Annotated in this window: 10 protein-coding genes; all 10 read right to left on the minus strand. The window is 55.5% G+C overall.

Translation table 11 applies throughout. From position 1 onward, the window contains the following. Positions 1-82 precede the first annotated feature (82 nt). The 10 genes from HWW87_RS24645 to HWW87_RS24710 all read right to left on the minus strand — a co-directional run bounded on the left by HWW87_RS24645 (position 83) and on the right by HWW87_RS24710 (position 16,969). Positions 83-706 carry a DNA-3-methyladenine glycosylase gene (locus HWW87_RS24645; RefSeq protein WP_175822511.1) on the minus strand — a complete coding sequence of 208 codons (624 nt, stop codon included), beginning with the start codon at positions 704-706 and terminating at the stop codon, positions 83-85. Continuing rightward, entirely contained in the window at positions 693-1,223 is a 531-nt protein-coding gene (gene mug, locus HWW87_RS24650) for a G/U mismatch-specific DNA glycosylase (RefSeq protein WP_175822512.1), read from the minus strand. The genes HWW87_RS24645 and mug overlap by 14 nt, the downstream gene beginning before the upstream one ends. Before the next feature lie 590 nt (positions 1,224-1,813). Continuing rightward, a complete protein-coding gene (locus HWW87_RS24655) occupies positions 1,814-2,080 on the minus strand; it encodes a PAAR domain-containing protein (RefSeq protein WP_175822513.1) in 267 nt (88 codons plus the stop codon). Positions 2,081-2,102: 22 nt separating this feature from the next. After that, positions 2,103-2,504 carry a hypothetical protein gene (locus HWW87_RS24660; RefSeq protein WP_175822514.1) on the minus strand — a complete coding sequence of 134 codons (402 nt, stop codon included), beginning with the start codon at positions 2,502-2,504 and terminating at the stop codon, positions 2,103-2,105. Beyond that, complete coding sequence (gene tssI / locus HWW87_RS37245; RefSeq protein WP_244107328.1) at positions 2,501-8,488, minus strand: type VI secretion system tip protein TssI/VgrG; 5,988 nt, start codon at positions 8,486-8,488, stop codon at positions 2,501-2,503. Before tssI ends, HWW87_RS24660 begins: the two co-directional genes overlap by 4 nt. Positions 8,489-9,114: 626 nt before the next feature. Further along, a complete protein-coding gene (locus HWW87_RS24695; RefSeq protein WP_175822515.1) occupies positions 9,115-10,737 on the minus strand; it encodes an NAD(P)-binding protein in 1,623 nt (540 codons plus the stop codon). Then, a complete protein-coding gene (locus HWW87_RS24700) occupies positions 10,737-11,396 on the minus strand; it encodes a hypothetical protein (RefSeq protein WP_175822516.1) in 660 nt (219 codons plus the stop codon). The genes HWW87_RS24695 and HWW87_RS24700 overlap by 1 nt, the downstream gene beginning before the upstream one ends. A gap of 75 nt (positions 11,397-11,471) precedes the next feature. Further along, positions 11,472-14,810, minus strand: coding sequence for a DUF1998 domain-containing protein (locus tag HWW87_RS24705; protein WP_208449963.1), 3,339 nt, complete (start codon positions 14,808-14,810; stop codon positions 11,472-11,474). A 352-nt stretch (positions 14,811-15,162) separates the two neighbouring features. Beyond that, on the minus strand, positions 15,163-16,197 hold the full coding sequence (locus tag HWW87_RS37010) for a DEAD/DEAH box helicase (protein WP_208449964.1): 1,035 nt from the start codon (positions 16,195-16,197) through the stop codon (positions 15,163-15,165). After that, positions 16,187-16,969: a hypothetical protein gene (locus HWW87_RS24710; protein WP_175822517.1), complete on the minus strand. Its 783-nt coding sequence runs from the start codon at positions 16,967-16,969 to the stop codon at positions 16,187-16,189. Before HWW87_RS24710 ends, HWW87_RS37010 begins: the two co-directional genes overlap by 11 nt. Positions 16,970-17,077 lie beyond the last annotated feature (108 nt).

Here is a 17,077-nt window from a genome sequence, read left to right on the forward strand (position 1 = left end):
TCGATCGAAACGTCGAAACAGCCAGCTTAGCCGATCAATAATGGCGACCGCGTGACGCAGATCGAATTGGGTGCGGCATGCGTTACGTGCGCGGCACCGCGCCCGATACGTACCGGTTGCCGGGCACGCTCCACCGCCACGGGAGATCCTGGCCGACGCGAATGCCGATGCGCGGCCCGCCCGCCAGATCGGCGGGCGGCGCCATGCCGTCGTCGACGATCGCGAACCCTTCATGCGCGCCGATCAGGTCGACGCCATCCTGCGCGCCGCCGATTCCCATCGCCTGCGTCAGCCGCGCCGGCCCGCGGCACAGGTCGCGATCGCGCGTGCGCGGCGGCCGCGCCGCACGCATCCGTTCGAGCCCGTGCAGCGGCTCCAGCGCGCGGATCAGCACGCCCGTTCCTGCGCCGCCCGGGCCGCACACGCAGTTGCAGCACCAGTGCATGCCGTACGTGAAATAAACGTAGAAGTGCCCGGGCGGCCCGAACATCGTCGCATTGCGCGGCGTCTTGCCGCGATAGGTGTGCGCCGCCGGATCGAGCGCGCCCGCATACGCTTCCACTTCGACGATGCGGCCGGCCCGACCGTCCGCTGCCGCGAGGATCTTGTTGAGCAGTTGCGGCGCCACCTCGGTGGCCACGCGGTTGAAGAATCCGCGCGGCACGATGACGCCGGGCCACGGAGCCGCCGTCTTACTGCGTCGCATCGTGCCCCTCCGTCATCGCCGCGAGATGAAGCTCGCGATACGCATCGACCAGATCGCCGAGCCCGAACGCGAGGTTCCTCCCGCTGGGGTTGGGCAGCACCCACACCCGCGCATGCTGGATGCGTGATGGCTGCAACCCCCACGTGACTTCGCGCTGCCCCGACAGCGCCGCATACGCCGCCTTGCCGAGAAACGCGACGAAGCGCGGCGCATGCTGCGCGACCTTCTGCTCGAACCCGGCGGACGCGGCCGCGAATTCCGCGCGCGAAAGCTGATCGGCACGCGCGGTCGGCCGCGGCACCACGGCCGTCAACCCGCAGCCGTAACGGAGAATCGCGCGATCGTCCTGCGGCGAAATTTCCGTCGGCGTGAAGCCCGCGAGATGGATCACGCGCCAGAAGCGGTTGTTTCTCCCCGCGAAGTGATGGCCGGTCTCGGCCGCGACCAGGCCGGGATTGATCCCGCAGAACAGGACGTCGAGATGGGGCGCGATGAGGTCGGGGAGTGCGTCAGCCACGTTTCATCCGGAGTGCGACGGGCGGGCGCGTCGTAAACGAAGCAAGGCCCGAAAACCCGGGCCAAGCGACTCGCTTGACTCGGACATTCGGGCCCATCGTGATGCGGGGGTGCGACTTGCGATCAGAACGGTTAGCGGAACATGACGCTGTAAAAAAATGCGCCAACCTCTTGAAACACCACAAATTCCAATGAACGATGTTGGGCACTTGTAACGAGCCCTCCAGCAAAGACCACTCACGCCCTTTGTATGCTGACCGATGCGATCGGAATCGTGAACCCTCGCACCTCGAACGGTGGGCTGTTCACCACCGAATCGACTACGTCGCTCAAGGTTCATATCCTATAGGCAGCCGTATACGATAACAAGCGCATCATACTCTCGGCGTAGCAACTGCTTCATGGCAGAGTTCGGTCGAAGATCAAGCACTCCTGCAGGGACTCGCAAGGATATCCCCTTGTCGCAGGCTACGCTAGTCGCCTCGTCATTAAGCACTGCTTGCAAACTCTGGTCCCAATCGACGTGTCGATACCGCAGGCATGTATTGGTGACGGTAGCTCGGTTCCTCCGAAAGCGAGAGTCTGTCAGACTCAACTACTCACGACAAACGTCTGTTGAGTCGCTATTAGCGTGGCGCCACATGCGGTCTTCATCCCATCCAATGCTACCGGCCGACCATCTATCGCATACTGGTTCGAACCCTGAACAATGGGAAAGACACCACTGCATTTCGGGCACGAAACCATATGTCCAATACCTGCTGGCGGGCGACCGTTTAGGTCGGCACACTCGAAGCCTTCGAGCACCAAGCCGCCGTGATCAGTTGAATCACCCTTGCGAATGATCGGCTTTGTCAATGCAGCCTCCGCGTCGTGCTACCTATCCGAATAATTTACGTAGTCCTTCAAAAATCACGGACCTCTCAATGTACCCAAAAGCAGAAATCGCGCACACAACGCCAATTGCCGAGTACAGCAACACCATTTTGTTGATCGACACCATATCCGCCCACGATGCCTTCGTAAGCACTGCAAGAATAAGTGCAGCCGCAATTCCGCCAGCAATGATAACCACCGGAAAAATTGCGCCAGATGGAATCATCGCTTTCACCCAAGCCATCGGGTAAGACAAAATCATTGCCGAAAAAAATGCGACCACAAATGCAACGATGGCGAACAAAAGCGAGACAACCCCGAAGTCCCGAATGGAAAGAAGCCCAATCAACACCCCACCCACAATTGCGGCAGTCAAGCTTGCCCCAAGCAACTCAGAGAATCTCACTTTTTATCTCCTTGACACCCCATATATTTAAATATGTTTGCGTCAACTTTGCCCCACAACGAATCAGCGGCCCATTCATTAATCTTCGGGAGATATCCGGTTCCCTCTCCGTAAGTATGGATGCTGATCGAATCACCGTCGTCCGATACCCAGCGCCTGACAATCCCTGGCGAAAGCAAGTGGCGCCCCGGCTCGGTAACGTTAATCACTGTCGAGCCACCGTCCTTGACAACATGATGCACGTACCCTACAGGTAACGCAAAGCTTTCTTGTCCATTCTTGATGGGTTCCCCCGACGCACCGGGAGCAGGATATCGAAGCAATCCTTCAACGGCACTCTTGTAGTTACATTTCGGACTCGTCTTTTTACAAGAATTAACTACATTGTATGAATGGAATCTAGGATTTGATTCATCAAACGACGGAACTCCATCTGCGTCAACACCGGTAACACCGTCTTTACCTGTCGTATACAATCCAAGCGGATCATACCCAGAGGCCGGATTTGATTCCGCATATGCAAACTTGTTTAAACCGCCAACAATCCCGATCGGATCTTGATTAATGTACCGCCCTACTTGAGGATCGTAATATCGATATCGGTTGTAATACAACCCGGATTCTAGATCACGATACTGCCCCGGGAATCGAATCGGATTATCAATTTCCTCTGCAATGTGCATCCGCGCCTGACCATAGCCTTTGAGATCGACGGCCCACACCACCTTACGCTCGTCGTCGACCAGTTCTTGCGGCGTGCCCAAATGATCGCTTAGATAGTGATAGCGCTTACCACCCTCGAGCTTTGCCAGCGGCCCCTTATGGTCTGGATGAGGAATATATGTGATCACCGAATCGTCGCGAGGCGACGCACCCACCCGTACTTCCTGCAACATCCATTCACCATCCCAAGTGAACAACGTCGTTCGAGGTGCTTCGTTTGCTGGAGTGTGGATCTTCGCAATTCGTCGGCCGATTGCGTCGTATCTGTATTCGGTTCGAGTACCGTCAGCATGCTCAACTCCTGAGAGTTGATGCGCGCCGTCGTACCAGTATCGCGTTGAGCGTGGCGCGGTCGTGATTTCCTGCCCCCCGGGGGAGTCCTGTCTCGACAATAGCCTACCAATCAGGCTCGATGCGGGTTGAGGAGGGGACGCTTCTCGCCCAGCTTGTACCGTCTGTCCGATCCGGTTGCCATGTCCGTCGTAAGTAAACTCGAATAGCGTGCGCGTCTCTCCGTTCACATCGACAAAACGCGACAGCCGATCGCCGATCACGTTCGGCCCGATCAAAGCCGCGGACTCCAACACCGCGCCATTTGCACTTTGCGCCAATAGGTTCCCTGCCTGATCGTACTGGAATGCTTCGTTTGTCACCTCAGCACTTGCTTCCCCTCCTGTTCGGGCGATACCAATCAAGCGGGCAAGCGGATCATAGTGGTACCGCTTGTCACCACGCCAAGCGTCCGCCAATCGGGTCAATTGCCCGCTCGGGTCGTACTCCCATGTGCGCCAAGGTCGCGGTTCTGCGCGTGGCTCGCCGCGCTCGTCGAGGTCCTGCAATCGTTGCGATGCCAACTGACCGGCATCGGTGTATTGGAAAAGTTGTGCGATCGGTCCCTGTGTACTCTGAATCGTTCGATGCAATTCATCTCGCTCAAAGCTCGCTAGCACCCCGCCATCCAACAGCAATCCGTGGATATGTCCGCGGCCGTAGCGTTGCCAAGTCAGCACGCTCCCGTCCGGCAACATGGTCTGGCTGCGGTTGCCAATCGCGTCAAGTTGTTGCTGGAGTCTCCAGACGCGGCCGTGATGTGCCTGCAGTTCAGCGACTCGTCGCCCTGCGGCATCGTACTCGTAAGTGATTTGTGACTCGACGCCGCTTGCCGGTCGATGGTGCAATTGCTTGAGCAAACCTCGTTCGTCATAGATGAACGCCGTGCTTGTGCCATCGCCAAGTCGCCGCTCGATCGGACGGCCGAGATTGTCGTACAGCAGCACTGTGCGCATTTGCCCGTCTTGGCCGTAATCGATTTGCTCGATCTGTTCGCCTGCAGCGTTATATGCAACCTGCTGTCGACGGCCGTCGAATCCAGTCTGCTCCACGATACGTCCCTGAGTGTCGTAACGGAACGTACAGTGCTCGCCTTTCGCGTTCGTCAAACGAACAAGCCGTCCGAGCTCATCGTATTGGAACGAGGTCCGACCACCCATTGGATCCGAGACGCCAACAGATTGGCCATACTCATCCCAGGTCACACGCGTCGTTCGTCCCAGTGGATCGACATGTGCAATTGCTCGTCCCGCTTGATCGTACTCGGTCTTCCATACGCCGAGCCCTGCGGGTTCGACGGCAGCCGGCTTTCCCGAGACATTGCCGTGGAATTTGCTCGTTTGACCCAACGCGTTCGTCTGGCTGGTTAGGCGACCAAACTCATCGTACGAGTACTGCGTCGTGAATCCCGAACAGTCTGTACGGGCGATCAATTGGCCAGCCTCGTTCCACTGAGTACGAGTCACGTTACCAAGCGCATCCGTGTGCGTGACAGGGAGGGCATTCTCGAATACGGTGCTTGCAGAATTCCCCAGCGGATCGATTTCCTTCACAAGATGTCCGTCTGCGTCGTACTCGCGCTGCCAGATCTGGCCGGCAGGATCCGTGATGCGCACTGGCAGATTCAGATCGTTGTACTCGATTCGCGTCAAGTGACCCGCGGCATCCCGAATTGCGACCGGGCTACCCTGTGCATCGCATACCGCTTGCGTTGTTCGGCCCAGCGCGTCCGTCCGCCCGACAATGTTGCCGGTTTCGTCGAATTCGGTTGTCTCGGTGCTGCCGTTTGGGTAGGTGATCTGGTCGACCGCCCACAGCCCGTTGTACCGATACGTCGTTGCGTTCCCAACCATGTCGGTGACACGCGTCATCCGAACCGACGTCTGGTAGTCGAAGCGTGTGTCGCGCGTGACTATTGGCTTGCCGTCTTCGTTTCGGGTATATGCGTAGGTACGTACGCAGCGCGATTGCGGTGTATCGCCGTCCCATTCGGACACGAAGGTCGCGCCCGCCGGCATCTCGTAACAGGTCAGCAGGTGATGCTGATAAGCGTACCGCCAAGTTCGATTACCCTGATCGATCGCCTGGACCAGGTCACCATCTTCGTCGTAGCGATAGGCAGCGAGTTTCCGTTTCGAATCGCCATGCCCATCTACCCAATGGACTTCAGTGATGCGGCCGGCTTCATCGTGTTGGCACGTCACCGTATGGACGTTATTTCGCACCTCCCGCAGGCTACCCATCGGCGTATAACCGAACGTCAGAGCTTGGCCATCCCGAGTTTCATACCGGGCAAGTTGCCAACGCATCGCGTCAGCCGGATGCTGTTCATATGTTTCGATGATTCCGCTTGCGAAGCGAATCGCGTAACGCTGCCCGCTTTCGTTATCGTCAAGGCGCGCGAGCGTGAATTTCTCGACTGGATGGAAATATTCCTGGCCGAGCTCAAGTAGCGGGAAATGCAACTGACGGCCATCGAGGTCAAAATAGACCAACCTCGATATTCCAGCGGTCGTCTGCCGTTGAACTTCGGTCGAATACTGGAGCTTCCAAGCAACACCGAAACTGCCCGTCCGCTGATCTGCGCTACGGTAACGCCGATTCCAGCGGATTGGCACCCGGCCGGGTAGCGTGAAATCATCGTGAGTGAGCAGTTTCTGGCCGGTCGCTACATCGACAGGGTGCGCCGACTGCGTCTTTTTGGCACACTCTGCGCAATCAGCCTCGGTCACGGGCGCAAGACCCTTGGCGCTGCCGCCGCTTTGCGTTACTGGCCCTTCGAGATAAATACCCTTGCCCTTGAGATGAATGCCTGCTGCATCAATCGTAATCGTCCCCCCGGGGCCAATCAGTTGCGCAGTCGATGAACCCGACAGACTCGCCTGGCCCTGATCTGTAATCCTGATCTGGTTGCTATCCGCGCTTGTGACGTGATCCGGAAGTTGCGGACTGAAATCCGGCGAGATCTCGAGCGGCGCCTCCTGATCCTTCTTGACGGCGTCCCCGACCGCCTTGCCGCGCACCGTTACCGTGTAGGTGTGACCCACATGCGCGGTCCAATCCTCTACGACACGATCCGTTCGGCTCATCCCGACCGTGCTCGCCATCTGCAGCACGACATTACGCAAGAACAGACCGCCGACGTTGACGTTGTAGGCAAGTCCAACGTTGAGCATCTTGCCGAGACCAACGCTTTGTACCGATGCCAGCCCAACCGTCTCAGCCTTGACGCCTCCGGTCGAGAGCGTCCAGTTCCGACCGATCTGTGCCTTCTCGTCCTGTCCCACGGATTTATGTCGATCGACACCAACCGAATGCGACTCGTCGTTTTCGACCTCGATGCGTTGATCTTTCTCCGCATGCAGCCAGACTTCTTCCTGTCCCTTCCTATCTTCGAAGCGAAGCGCGTTGGCTGTATTGACGTCACCGCCCGTGCTCGAGCGCGTCAATATCCCGCTCTGCGTTGCGTTTGCTGGCAAACTCCACGGCGGCGTATTCCGGGCGTTGTAGACGGACGAGATAATCAGAGGGCGATCGGGATTTCCATCGCCGAAAACGATGACGACTTCGTCACCGATGCGGGGCAACTGAATCATCCCGAAGCCTGCGCTCGCCCACGGCTGTGAGACGCGCACCCAACATGAACTACCCTGATCGCTTTTGCCCAGTCGGTCCCATGGGAACTGCACTTTTACGCGACCGAGTTCGTCGGTGTAGATTTCCTGACCTTGAGGACCAACCACGGTAGCGGTCTGGACACCGACAATAGCCGGCCGAGGAATCGTCAGAAGCGGACGATAAGGGATCTTCTTGCGAATGCAGCGGAACTCATTGGTGTACGTTGCGACGCCGGGCTGCGCCTGATAGTTGTTCGTACCGTGATGTCGGACCCAGGTCACTAGAAACTGGCGATCCTCGGGCTGGGCGCGCTCATGGTCGTAGTGAGCCTCGATCTGTACGTAGCGATCGGGCTCAATCCGCCGGCAATGAGTGGCGCCGACGAAAACCTTGCTGTGTGCGGCGAGTGCTTCAGTGCGGAACCTCGCCAACTGTTCGCCGCGGTCGCTGTCAGGGAAGCCGTGGGCGCCCAGATAATCATAGACTTCGTAGTTGTCGACTTCGCCCTGGTTAATGCCAGTGTCGCGCTCGACCAAGCGTCTCGCAGCCGGTGCCTTGTAGTCACCGGTTTTTAGCGTCGTGCTGCCGGACGTCAATTGCCGGCGCGCAACGAACGACGTAACCACCTGTTCATCGTCCAGTATTTCGTCGGTCGAGTACCGCAGCATCGGACTACGCCCAGAAATCGGCTTGGCGTTCGTTGATGTATCGGTAATGACCAGTGTGTGGGCATCTTTCTTGTGTTCGAAATAGAAGAACAGTCCTTCTTCCTGTATGAGACGCAAAGCGAATGCCAGATCCGTTTCTTTGTACTGCGTACAGTAGCTGCGGTTCGCGGTCGGCTTCAGTAGCCGTATCTCCACATCGCCGAACTTTCGATAGCGTTGAAATACTGCAATCAGAATTTCTTCAACCGTTTGTTCTTGGAAGATTCTGATGTCCTGCCGCCGATCCATGAACGCGATCCATGGCCGAGCAGTCGCTTCGTAGATCGCGAGGCCACCGTCCATGCCTGTGTGCTCAAAATCCGTCACATAGCCGTGGAAGTAACGCTCCTCGGAACTGGCGATCGCATCGGTCAATTGCAGGGTTACTGTGACGGGTTTGCCGATCAGCTTCTTGAGCTCGATGTTCGGATCCTGCGAAGCCAGCTTGAGCTGAATTTCGAACAACTGGCCCAGCCCTTCCTCGCATTGAAATTCAGTCAATACGAGGTCGGACCGTCCAGACAGCGGTGTCTTGATCGTGAAGAGTCGGTTATTTTGAAGCGCAAAGAATTGCTTCGCGATCTCAGCAAAGGAGAGCGGCGGCATACGTTATCGTCCTGTCTTGTTGGTCTAGCTGGACTTGGAGGCGGCCCGCCCCCCTACAAACGAAATGCCCCCTCCAAATGGCGAGCATTCATATCATCATACGATGATACCGAATGCTGACTGTCAGGAAATGCAAACTTTTCGAGATAAACGGTGCCATATCGTTTTTCGCCGTCATGAGATGGAACTTGTTTGTCGGCGTGCGTCAGCTTACGCCCGTCAGGGAGCGTACTTCCAGTTCGCCGCGTCTGTCGAATGAAGAAACTTGCCGCCGCACAGAGCGTAGGAACAGATCAATTTATCCATTTGCTCGGTTTCAGCCTCACTTCAAGTTCGGCCAACCATATGTTCCGCAACAATTCATCGAATTGATTCAAAAATGGTTCCAATGACTTCTGGCGACACCTCAACACCGCTATGTTTTTTGGCTTCCGTCACTTGTCCAGTTTTCCGTCACAAAACTTGTCGCGAAGTAAGATTTCGCATCGCGGCATCGAAGATCGGGGCTCATTACCTCGGAGCACTGTCGAAAAAGACGCCGAGTGCAGCAGCTTCGCTCTTCGCTACCGATACGGATCGGCACGATCGTGGTGACCAGCGCCTACCGTTCCTTCGAAATCACGAGTTCAAGACGACTTCGGATCCGACGAGATCTCTTCTCCCTTAAAGATCGCGATTGGCCTAATCGGCGGTGGGATGCGCCCCAATCCGGCGCGCCCGGTGTCCATGCCGCTTAGACCGACATGTTGCAAAGGGGGATAGCTTTTGTCGAGTCCTCCACGAATGAGGACCAAATCACACGCTCTCGTAGTGACATCGCCTGGCGCTTGCTCGATTCGGATGTGTGCGCCTTGTAAATTACCGCCAACCTTCTCAAATTCGATCACTTTTCCGGAAATTACTTCTAATTTCACAATACCTTTCTTATTTGAATTTCTTAGCAACTTTAGAAACAATATAACAAGAAATCGATTGAGAGCGTATGCCTTTGAAAAGTATCCGAACTGAGTCACGATGGTGACATTTTTCACGTCGTCTCGTGCCATCGAATCGACTGCATGCTGGAGCTTCAATCCTTCTAGTTTGATCAGATCGTCGATGATGTCTTCAAATGCTTTGTCCAGCGATTCGAAGACATGTGTCTGGTGGCTCCAGATGGCGCCATTCGTGGTGTAACCATCGACCGCCGCTACCTTTGCCATTGCCTCATGAACATGGGGCGAATCCTGGAGACAACTCTGTCCATTCTGGTCGCACAGCATCAATCCGTTCCAGATGTCGAGTGGATGTTGCCAGTCCTTTTTTACCAGACACCGCAACGCATCCTGGAGGGCTCCATCGCCAGATCCCAGAATGCCCACCTTAGGTGTAGCAGTGAAGCCTAGCTTCGATTCAAAGACACGATCTGGTCGCCAGAATGGCGTGTATTTGAACCCCTTGTAGGGCTTCTTGTCTCCAGCATATGTCTTAGCCTCCTGTGCAAATCCAACAGCATAGATCACGTACTTAAATCGGATTGGATTCGGAATCGTTGCCCCCGACAAGGATTCCAAAAAAATATCGGGCAGCGACTGATCGCGTAATGGGACACCATGGACACTCACCTTTCCATCGAGCATCTTCTTGAGATCTTGTTTACTTTGACCAGATATTTCAGCTCTGGCGACAAGAAGGCTATGCTTAACAGGGAAATTCCCATTCCGAAACTCGGTGGAGTTCTTTTTCCACTTGCGTATATCCGACCTGAGAACGGACTTCATCTCGTCGCCGAAATCTTGGATCAGCACGGGCTCATCGAATGGCAAGGTCAGCGTGGGGCACGGAGGACCGTCGACTCCGAGTAATTTGGGATCCGACAAAGGATAGACGTGCTGGTTGTGGTTCGGATGCGGCCATTCATACATCGCAGTACTAACATATCGTGTTGCCTTGCTACGTAACACGCCACCGGGAACCGATCTGCCTTTTTCGACAAGAACGAAGCTGATGTTGTGCGCGTCGGCTTCCTTAGCGGCCGCAAGTCCGGCCGCACCGGCCCCACATATCAAAAGCTGAAAATCTCCTCGCTCCCCGTCGGCTTTCGCTCGAACGAGCCCTGTCTCGAGAAGTGTCCGTACCAGCATTTGCGCCCGTACGATCTGATCTCGCAGACTGATATTGGAAAATCGGTAGCTGATGTCGAACTGCCGTGGCGCAATCTTGTAAGCGAGCAGCGGCAAAGCATCTTCTGGTGTATTGAGTTTGGACATCAGACCTGCTCCAGGATGGCATCGAAGATGCGTCGTTCGATGGTGAAAAGCACCGGATGATTGATCAACTCGCCGACACCACCGCTGCCCGGTATGCCGTTCGGAACATCACCTCCGCCCTGGCCGCCATCGCCGCCCCCGGCCCCGTTTCCACGGCGGCCGGCGCCTGTATCGCCGACGTAGTCACCTGCGACTTCATCGTCACTGCGATGCGAAATTGCACCAAACTCGTTTGATGTGCCACCGTTTTCGCCAGCATGCATTTGCTCGATGGCATGCCACACATGCTCAATAGTCGAATGATTTGGCACACCGTTGAATAACTCCACCACGCCGTGGGTGCCTGCACTCAAGACAATGAGCGCGCTCTTGATGCCGTTGTAGCGTTCAGACGAGAATGACGTTCCGAACGCCATCACGTCGAAATCGAAGAGGACATCGATCTCTACAAAGTTGCGATCATGGATTTCGCTCACCCAGGTACTGAACCCCCAATCGGTGTAATAAGGTTCCACTAACGAAACCTTATATAATTTACTTGCGATAATTCTAGCGAGAGTAAGGCGCTCGACATCCGAGTAGCGTCCTGGTGGCACAAGGCTTAGCCGTAGCAAATCGTCCGCGTATGGGTTGGTGTCTGGATCGAACTTCCGAATCATTTGCTTTTATCCCCCGAAAGCAAACCGCTGTTCTCTTGTTCATTAAAAGGAAGCAGCAATTGTTTGAGATATTGCTTATGCAAGCCGCTTACGAATCTCTGCATGAACCGCGGGCAAATCGCGCCTCAGCTCCAGTTCTGTTAGTTGATACACCGCCCCGAAAGCGCTGTTATTGAACTCGATGTCCGGTCCGGCAAGTAAACTGGGATACAAGTTGATTGCCACCGTCTTCGCGTTCAACTTTGCGACAAGCGGCACCGTTTGCCCCGCGACCACTAAGCCGAATTCGCTCTCGATACCGTCTAGCATCAAATAGCTTGCCAGAGGACTTAACTGCTGTGCTTGTTCGAGGGGAGCGGCGCTCTTGGGCAGCGTTCCGAACAGGCCATAACGAAGAAGAGCTGCAGCCAAGTTACGGTTGAGCTGTACTTTCAGATGCTGATTATGGAAGTGGTCCAAGCAATCTGTGCATGAAGTGTCACAATCGCAGCCTTCCAATAGCGAAAGCGTCTCTCTGACAATCTCGTCGAAATACTTTGCCGCAAGCTCGGCGTACCCGGCACCGCCCGACAACGTGTCATAGAGATAGACGTCCATGGAAACATTCCCATCTGCATCCATTGGAAGGATCCGATGCCCAGATCCGAATTCGGTCGGGTCAAGGTCCAATTGTCGATGTCTGCTCGCCGCAAGCCGCAGGGCCTCCGCCAAGCTATGTGCAGCGCTTTCAAGAATTTGCACCCCTGCCGACACACCAACGTCTGTAATGAGCGGCGGTGCGATTTTCAGGCGGACCAGAAGCAGGTCCGTCGAAAAACTATATCCGAGGAATGTGCGGGTGAACTGGCCGTCGCACTGCCGCGCGATGGTCTTACCACTCACTAGATACGGGCGAGTGTGGTTTCCAGACTTCGGCTTTTCGGCGTCGTAAACTTCGGCACACCCGCACTTCATGCATACCGAGAACCCGTGCCCCTCCCTTTGCACTGCCTTGCCTTTATTCAATGTCAGCAACCGCTTGTCCGTTGCATGGGCATATCGTAGATAGGGGCCCTCCTGCTCAAAATCGAACGTCTCGACGTCTGTCGGCTGCGGATATTGGGCCATCGTCGCGTAGGTGAACTCTTGGTCGCGATCCTCCTCCGAAAGCGCGCGCGCATTCTCTGGACCAAACACTTCCGGCTCTATCATCAACCTGCTCTTGAGTGGCCCCTCACATACCGGGCAGGTCGTCAGCGACTTCGCTCCCGCATTCGAATACGGATCCTGGACAAACGAACAAGCTTCACAAATCACAAGTCGTTTGGCATTCTCCGGCGCAAACAGCTTTGTTGCTCTATTCCCGTCAGGTGCGGGTGCGCTAGCGAAAACTCCACCAGACCGGTATGTCTTCTTGTTGATGACAACGAGACGCCCAGGCGCATACTCGCTCAGAGCCTGGGCGGTAGATTGTTGCGGCTGCTGTTCCAGTTTGATTTCTAGATAACCCCTCTCATTTCTCTTCCACTCTTCGACCAGAAAACTGGACAAGCTGGTTGGGAAAGCATATGTCGGTAGCAGTTGGTGGAAGAAAAGAAATTCAAGAAGGTCTTCCTTCTCAATCTCGCCACTTCCCATTTCACCTATGGCGTCATCCTCGTCGAGGTCGCCACCATCGTTCAACTGTTCTGTTTCAACAGTTGCAGATGAAACGGACTCAAGCTTACCGGCGAGATCCGTCAATTTTTCCAGGAGCTTCTGGGCAATGTCGATGACCCAGTCCATAAGCACGCTATGCTCGTTGCCCAGGCCGGTTGGGAGCCAACTAGCAACTACTCGTGCGTGATGATGGGGGGGTGAAAAAACATTGTCGTTCATCCATGTCGAGAACGTCTCGAGATTGGCGCCTTCTCCACGCCCGTCGAAGAAGTCACGTGTCCTCCCCAGCGCCTTCTGCAAGATTGCACTGCCAGCACCAGCGTTCGCGTGCTCAACGGTAGGACCCTGGAAGAAAGTTTGGAGAAGATATGCGTGTACGTGTCGTATAGCTATCTTCGGATTCTCGACCTTCAATTCTGGATTGCGTGGCGGCCCGGCAACCATGTGTGCAGGGTTCAGAAAGTAGTAACTGTCATGCGGACCATTTTGGGAGAAAGCTACAACCGACGACACGGAAGCTCCACGACGCCCCGCGCGACCCGCCCGTTGTTGATAGTTCTCACGTTGTGGTGGCACGTTTCTCAGAGCCACTGCAACAAGTGACCCGATGTCGATACCCACTTCCATAGTCGTCGTGCAACTCAGCACGTCTACTGGTCGATCCTTATCCTTGAGAAGAATGTCCTGGAAGCGTAGTTCGTGGAGCTCAGTCGTGGAGTGGACGTTGCGATAGTCTCTGTTCGACAACTGCGCGGTGTGCTCCTCAACAGACATATTGCTGAGGGGAGCATCTGGTCCCAGAGCTGCAGCCACCGGCAAGCGCCAAAAGGACTTTCGTGCCTTAAGGTACGGGTCGGTTTCCGGGTCGAGAGACCGAATTTCGTGTGAACCGCACTGCAGGCAGGCACCATCGAACTCCAGCGGCATCAGGCCGGTGCATTCGTCGCATTGCACCCATCTGTGCGCAAGGTCGATCGTTAGCTTGAGGACGTTTGGGCTCAGAAAGAAGCCTTCCTTGTTAACTGAAAAAATCGATCGGAACGCTTCTTCAACAGTGCTGACGGCTGGCTCGCCCAAACCCAAACTTCCAACGAGAGCGCGCCTGAATTGAACACTAAATTGGCCTCTGCTGCCCCAATGTAGCCTCGAAAAACCGCTCGCCTTCTCCCTTAGAGCATCATTGAATTGTGGCTCGAACGCGAAGTCGTCCAACATCTCATCTATCCAGGCAACTGCGAGCGCTCGAAGTTGAGCATCGCTCAGCCTCACACCCTGGCTCCCGATATGCTCTCTTAGGCGATTCCAAGCAAGCTTGGCTGGCTCAATGAAGCCAATCGTTGTGCCACTCAACGAATAGTAGCTACTACACAGCAACTTAAGTAACGCGAGCCGGTAACGCCAAGGTGGTTCGCCCGCTGGCCAGTGGTCGCTCAACGCTTCTTGGAGACTGCCTCCATAGTCACGACGCAGTGCCGTGATGTGCTGGTCGAGCGTATCAGCATCCACGCCGTCAAACATCGAGACATTGTTTTGTGCCAGTGCAGCCAAAAACGCGATATAGAGCGCCGTCGTTGTAGGCTTCGTCTCAAGCCCTGCGTCGGACAACAATTTCGCCGCTACAGCTACTGCTTGGCGGAACAGATCCAGCTCCATGTCGCGCGGCATATCTCTCGCAAGGCGTGCCGCCTTCTGCCGCCCATCCGAAAAAACGAGTACCTTTCTTCCTTCATTAGGGAATGTTCTCGATTTCTCGCGACTTGGCGGCTGATGGAACATCTGGGCCCGAACCAGCGTTGCGAACGGGGCCTCGCCCTTCGTCACGTGGTCCATTACCTTCGATGAGTCTGTCGAAGTCCTCCTCGTCTTACGACAGCATACGGGGCATTCGTCAAACGTAAGTTCGCCCTTGACGTGTACGTCCTTAGCCGGGATGCGAACGTATCGAAATCCGTGCATGTTTGACGGGGGCGTCCTCACGAGTCGACCGGTTTCGAAATGCAACCACGCATCGGAGTAACGACTGGACGAATGTGCCTTCGCATCCACCGACATTTCGATGGGGAAAAGCTTTCTGTTTCGGTTTTTCGAATCCACCGTCTCTGGCTCGTGCCAGACGAAGTCCACGTCTTCATCGACCCAGCCAGTAATGAATGCAGCGCCACAATCTCGGTGCGTGTAGAAGTCGAAGACACGCGCTTTGCTCTGGCATGTACTCAAGCATCGAATAGTTCGTGACGAGGATATCCGGACACTCTTTCTGCATTTCATGCCGAGTCATTAGCTCTCGGTCATCCTGCTGCGTAATCAAACGGTACTTCCAATTCCGTTCGATATATTCCTTACCTGCCCTCTTGGCACCGCTCTTATAGACCTTCTTCTCTGCGGCCTCGGCGTTATAGAAGCGTGCAAGATCTTTGCTGGGCCATCGTCCAAGGCGTTGCAATTGCGCCTTCAGATCCTGCTTCTGTTCGACCCGGTTATAAAAGTCTTCGAACAGTGGAGCAATGTGGGAACTGTCGCGGCCACTACTGCGCGGTCCGGGATAGGGGGTCCGGCCGGTATAGCTACCAAAGCGAACTGGGCGATCTCTACCCTCGCTGACTATTTTACTGACCCGAGTGTTACCTAGCAGACGGCGTATCCGCGCGACTTGATCGTTTACCAGCGCGTTCATCGGGTAAAGCAAAATCGCTCTGCATCCAGGTAGCGAGCGAGTTGCTATCCGTTCCTCACTTTCTATGGCCAGCGTCGCAACAATAGGCATGAGGAAGCTTTCAGTCTTGCCGGACCCCGTGCCTGTGGCGACCACCAAGTCCTTGCGCTCGTCCCCAAAGAACGACTCGAGTGCGTCAGCTTGATGCTTGTACGGTTTTGGATATAGCCCACTATTATCGGGAACGGATGCTATATCGGTCAGTGCCTTCTTTGCCCGGTGTGGGATAGCGAGCTTTTCATAAGGATGCCAAAACGCGTATACCGGCGTTGCCTCGACAAAAGCCTTCTGGGCGATCACTTGAGGTAATTGGAGCAACGCCTTGCGTTCGGCCACCAATCCTTCATCTCGTATGTGATACTGGGCTTCGATATACAGTTGTAGACCTTCATGCAGGCCCGAAACTGTATCGTGGACACCATAACGTTTGCCATTCTCGTCATTTTTCATCTGTCGCTGCCCCCCCTCTGACCTGTTCAACCAACGTGTAGCCCAATAGTTCGAGTGCATTGCTCAACAATGGCACCAAGCGTCCTGAAAAGACAATGCGCTTCGGCCAATCAGCAGACGTTTGCTCCGCGGACGTCCATCCTAAGCTCAGAAAAGTGCTCTCCGGAGCGGGCAGCGACCTCGGCAAGTGAAGTACCGCCAAATCGGCGATGCGATGAAACTTCACTATCTGTGGGCGACCTTCCGTCAACGTCATGCTGCCACACAGTCGCCTGGCGTCATTCTTGTCTATCGCTAGACTCGCAACGACCCTTAAATGTCCGTCGCTCTTCGTCCGCAAACGACATAGCCCATATTCGCTCGCGTGATTGCCGTAAATCGAGAGCTTGCGTCGATACAGTTGGATGTCCATCCGCTTGTCATTCAGCGCTTGCAGGTGTCGCCATCTCCCGTCAACGAAGACGTCGACGTCTTCAAAATCTTCCACCGGCAACAACTTCGTCGCAGCTCTTTCCACGAACGCTTTTGACCAAACCCGTACGTGTGCATGCGGACATCGCAGCCATTCAGTCGCGCCTTGCAGCGGCGGCAGTGCGGTCGGATCGATCCTCCGTGTATCAATCAGCCTTGCTCGACCAACAACTTGAGAGGCCTTCCGCAAGCGAAACGGCAGTATCGAGAGCGGAGACGAATCGATAAGAATCCGCGTATCGTCGTCGACCTTGATGGTGCGAGCCGGTGCGGGGATCCAATGCGAGGAAGCTACCTTCATGACCTCTCCTAGCTTTGCCAAATGGCGGACTTCTTGCAGAACTAGTTCGCTCGCGAGCTCGCCGTACGCAAGGTCCGGCCAGAGAGGAGAGAGACGCTGCTTAACGGT

Source organism: Burkholderia sp. BCC0419 (assembly GCF_902830285.1).
Classification (GTDB): domain Bacteria; phylum Pseudomonadota; class Gammaproteobacteria; order Burkholderiales; family Burkholderiaceae; genus Burkholderia.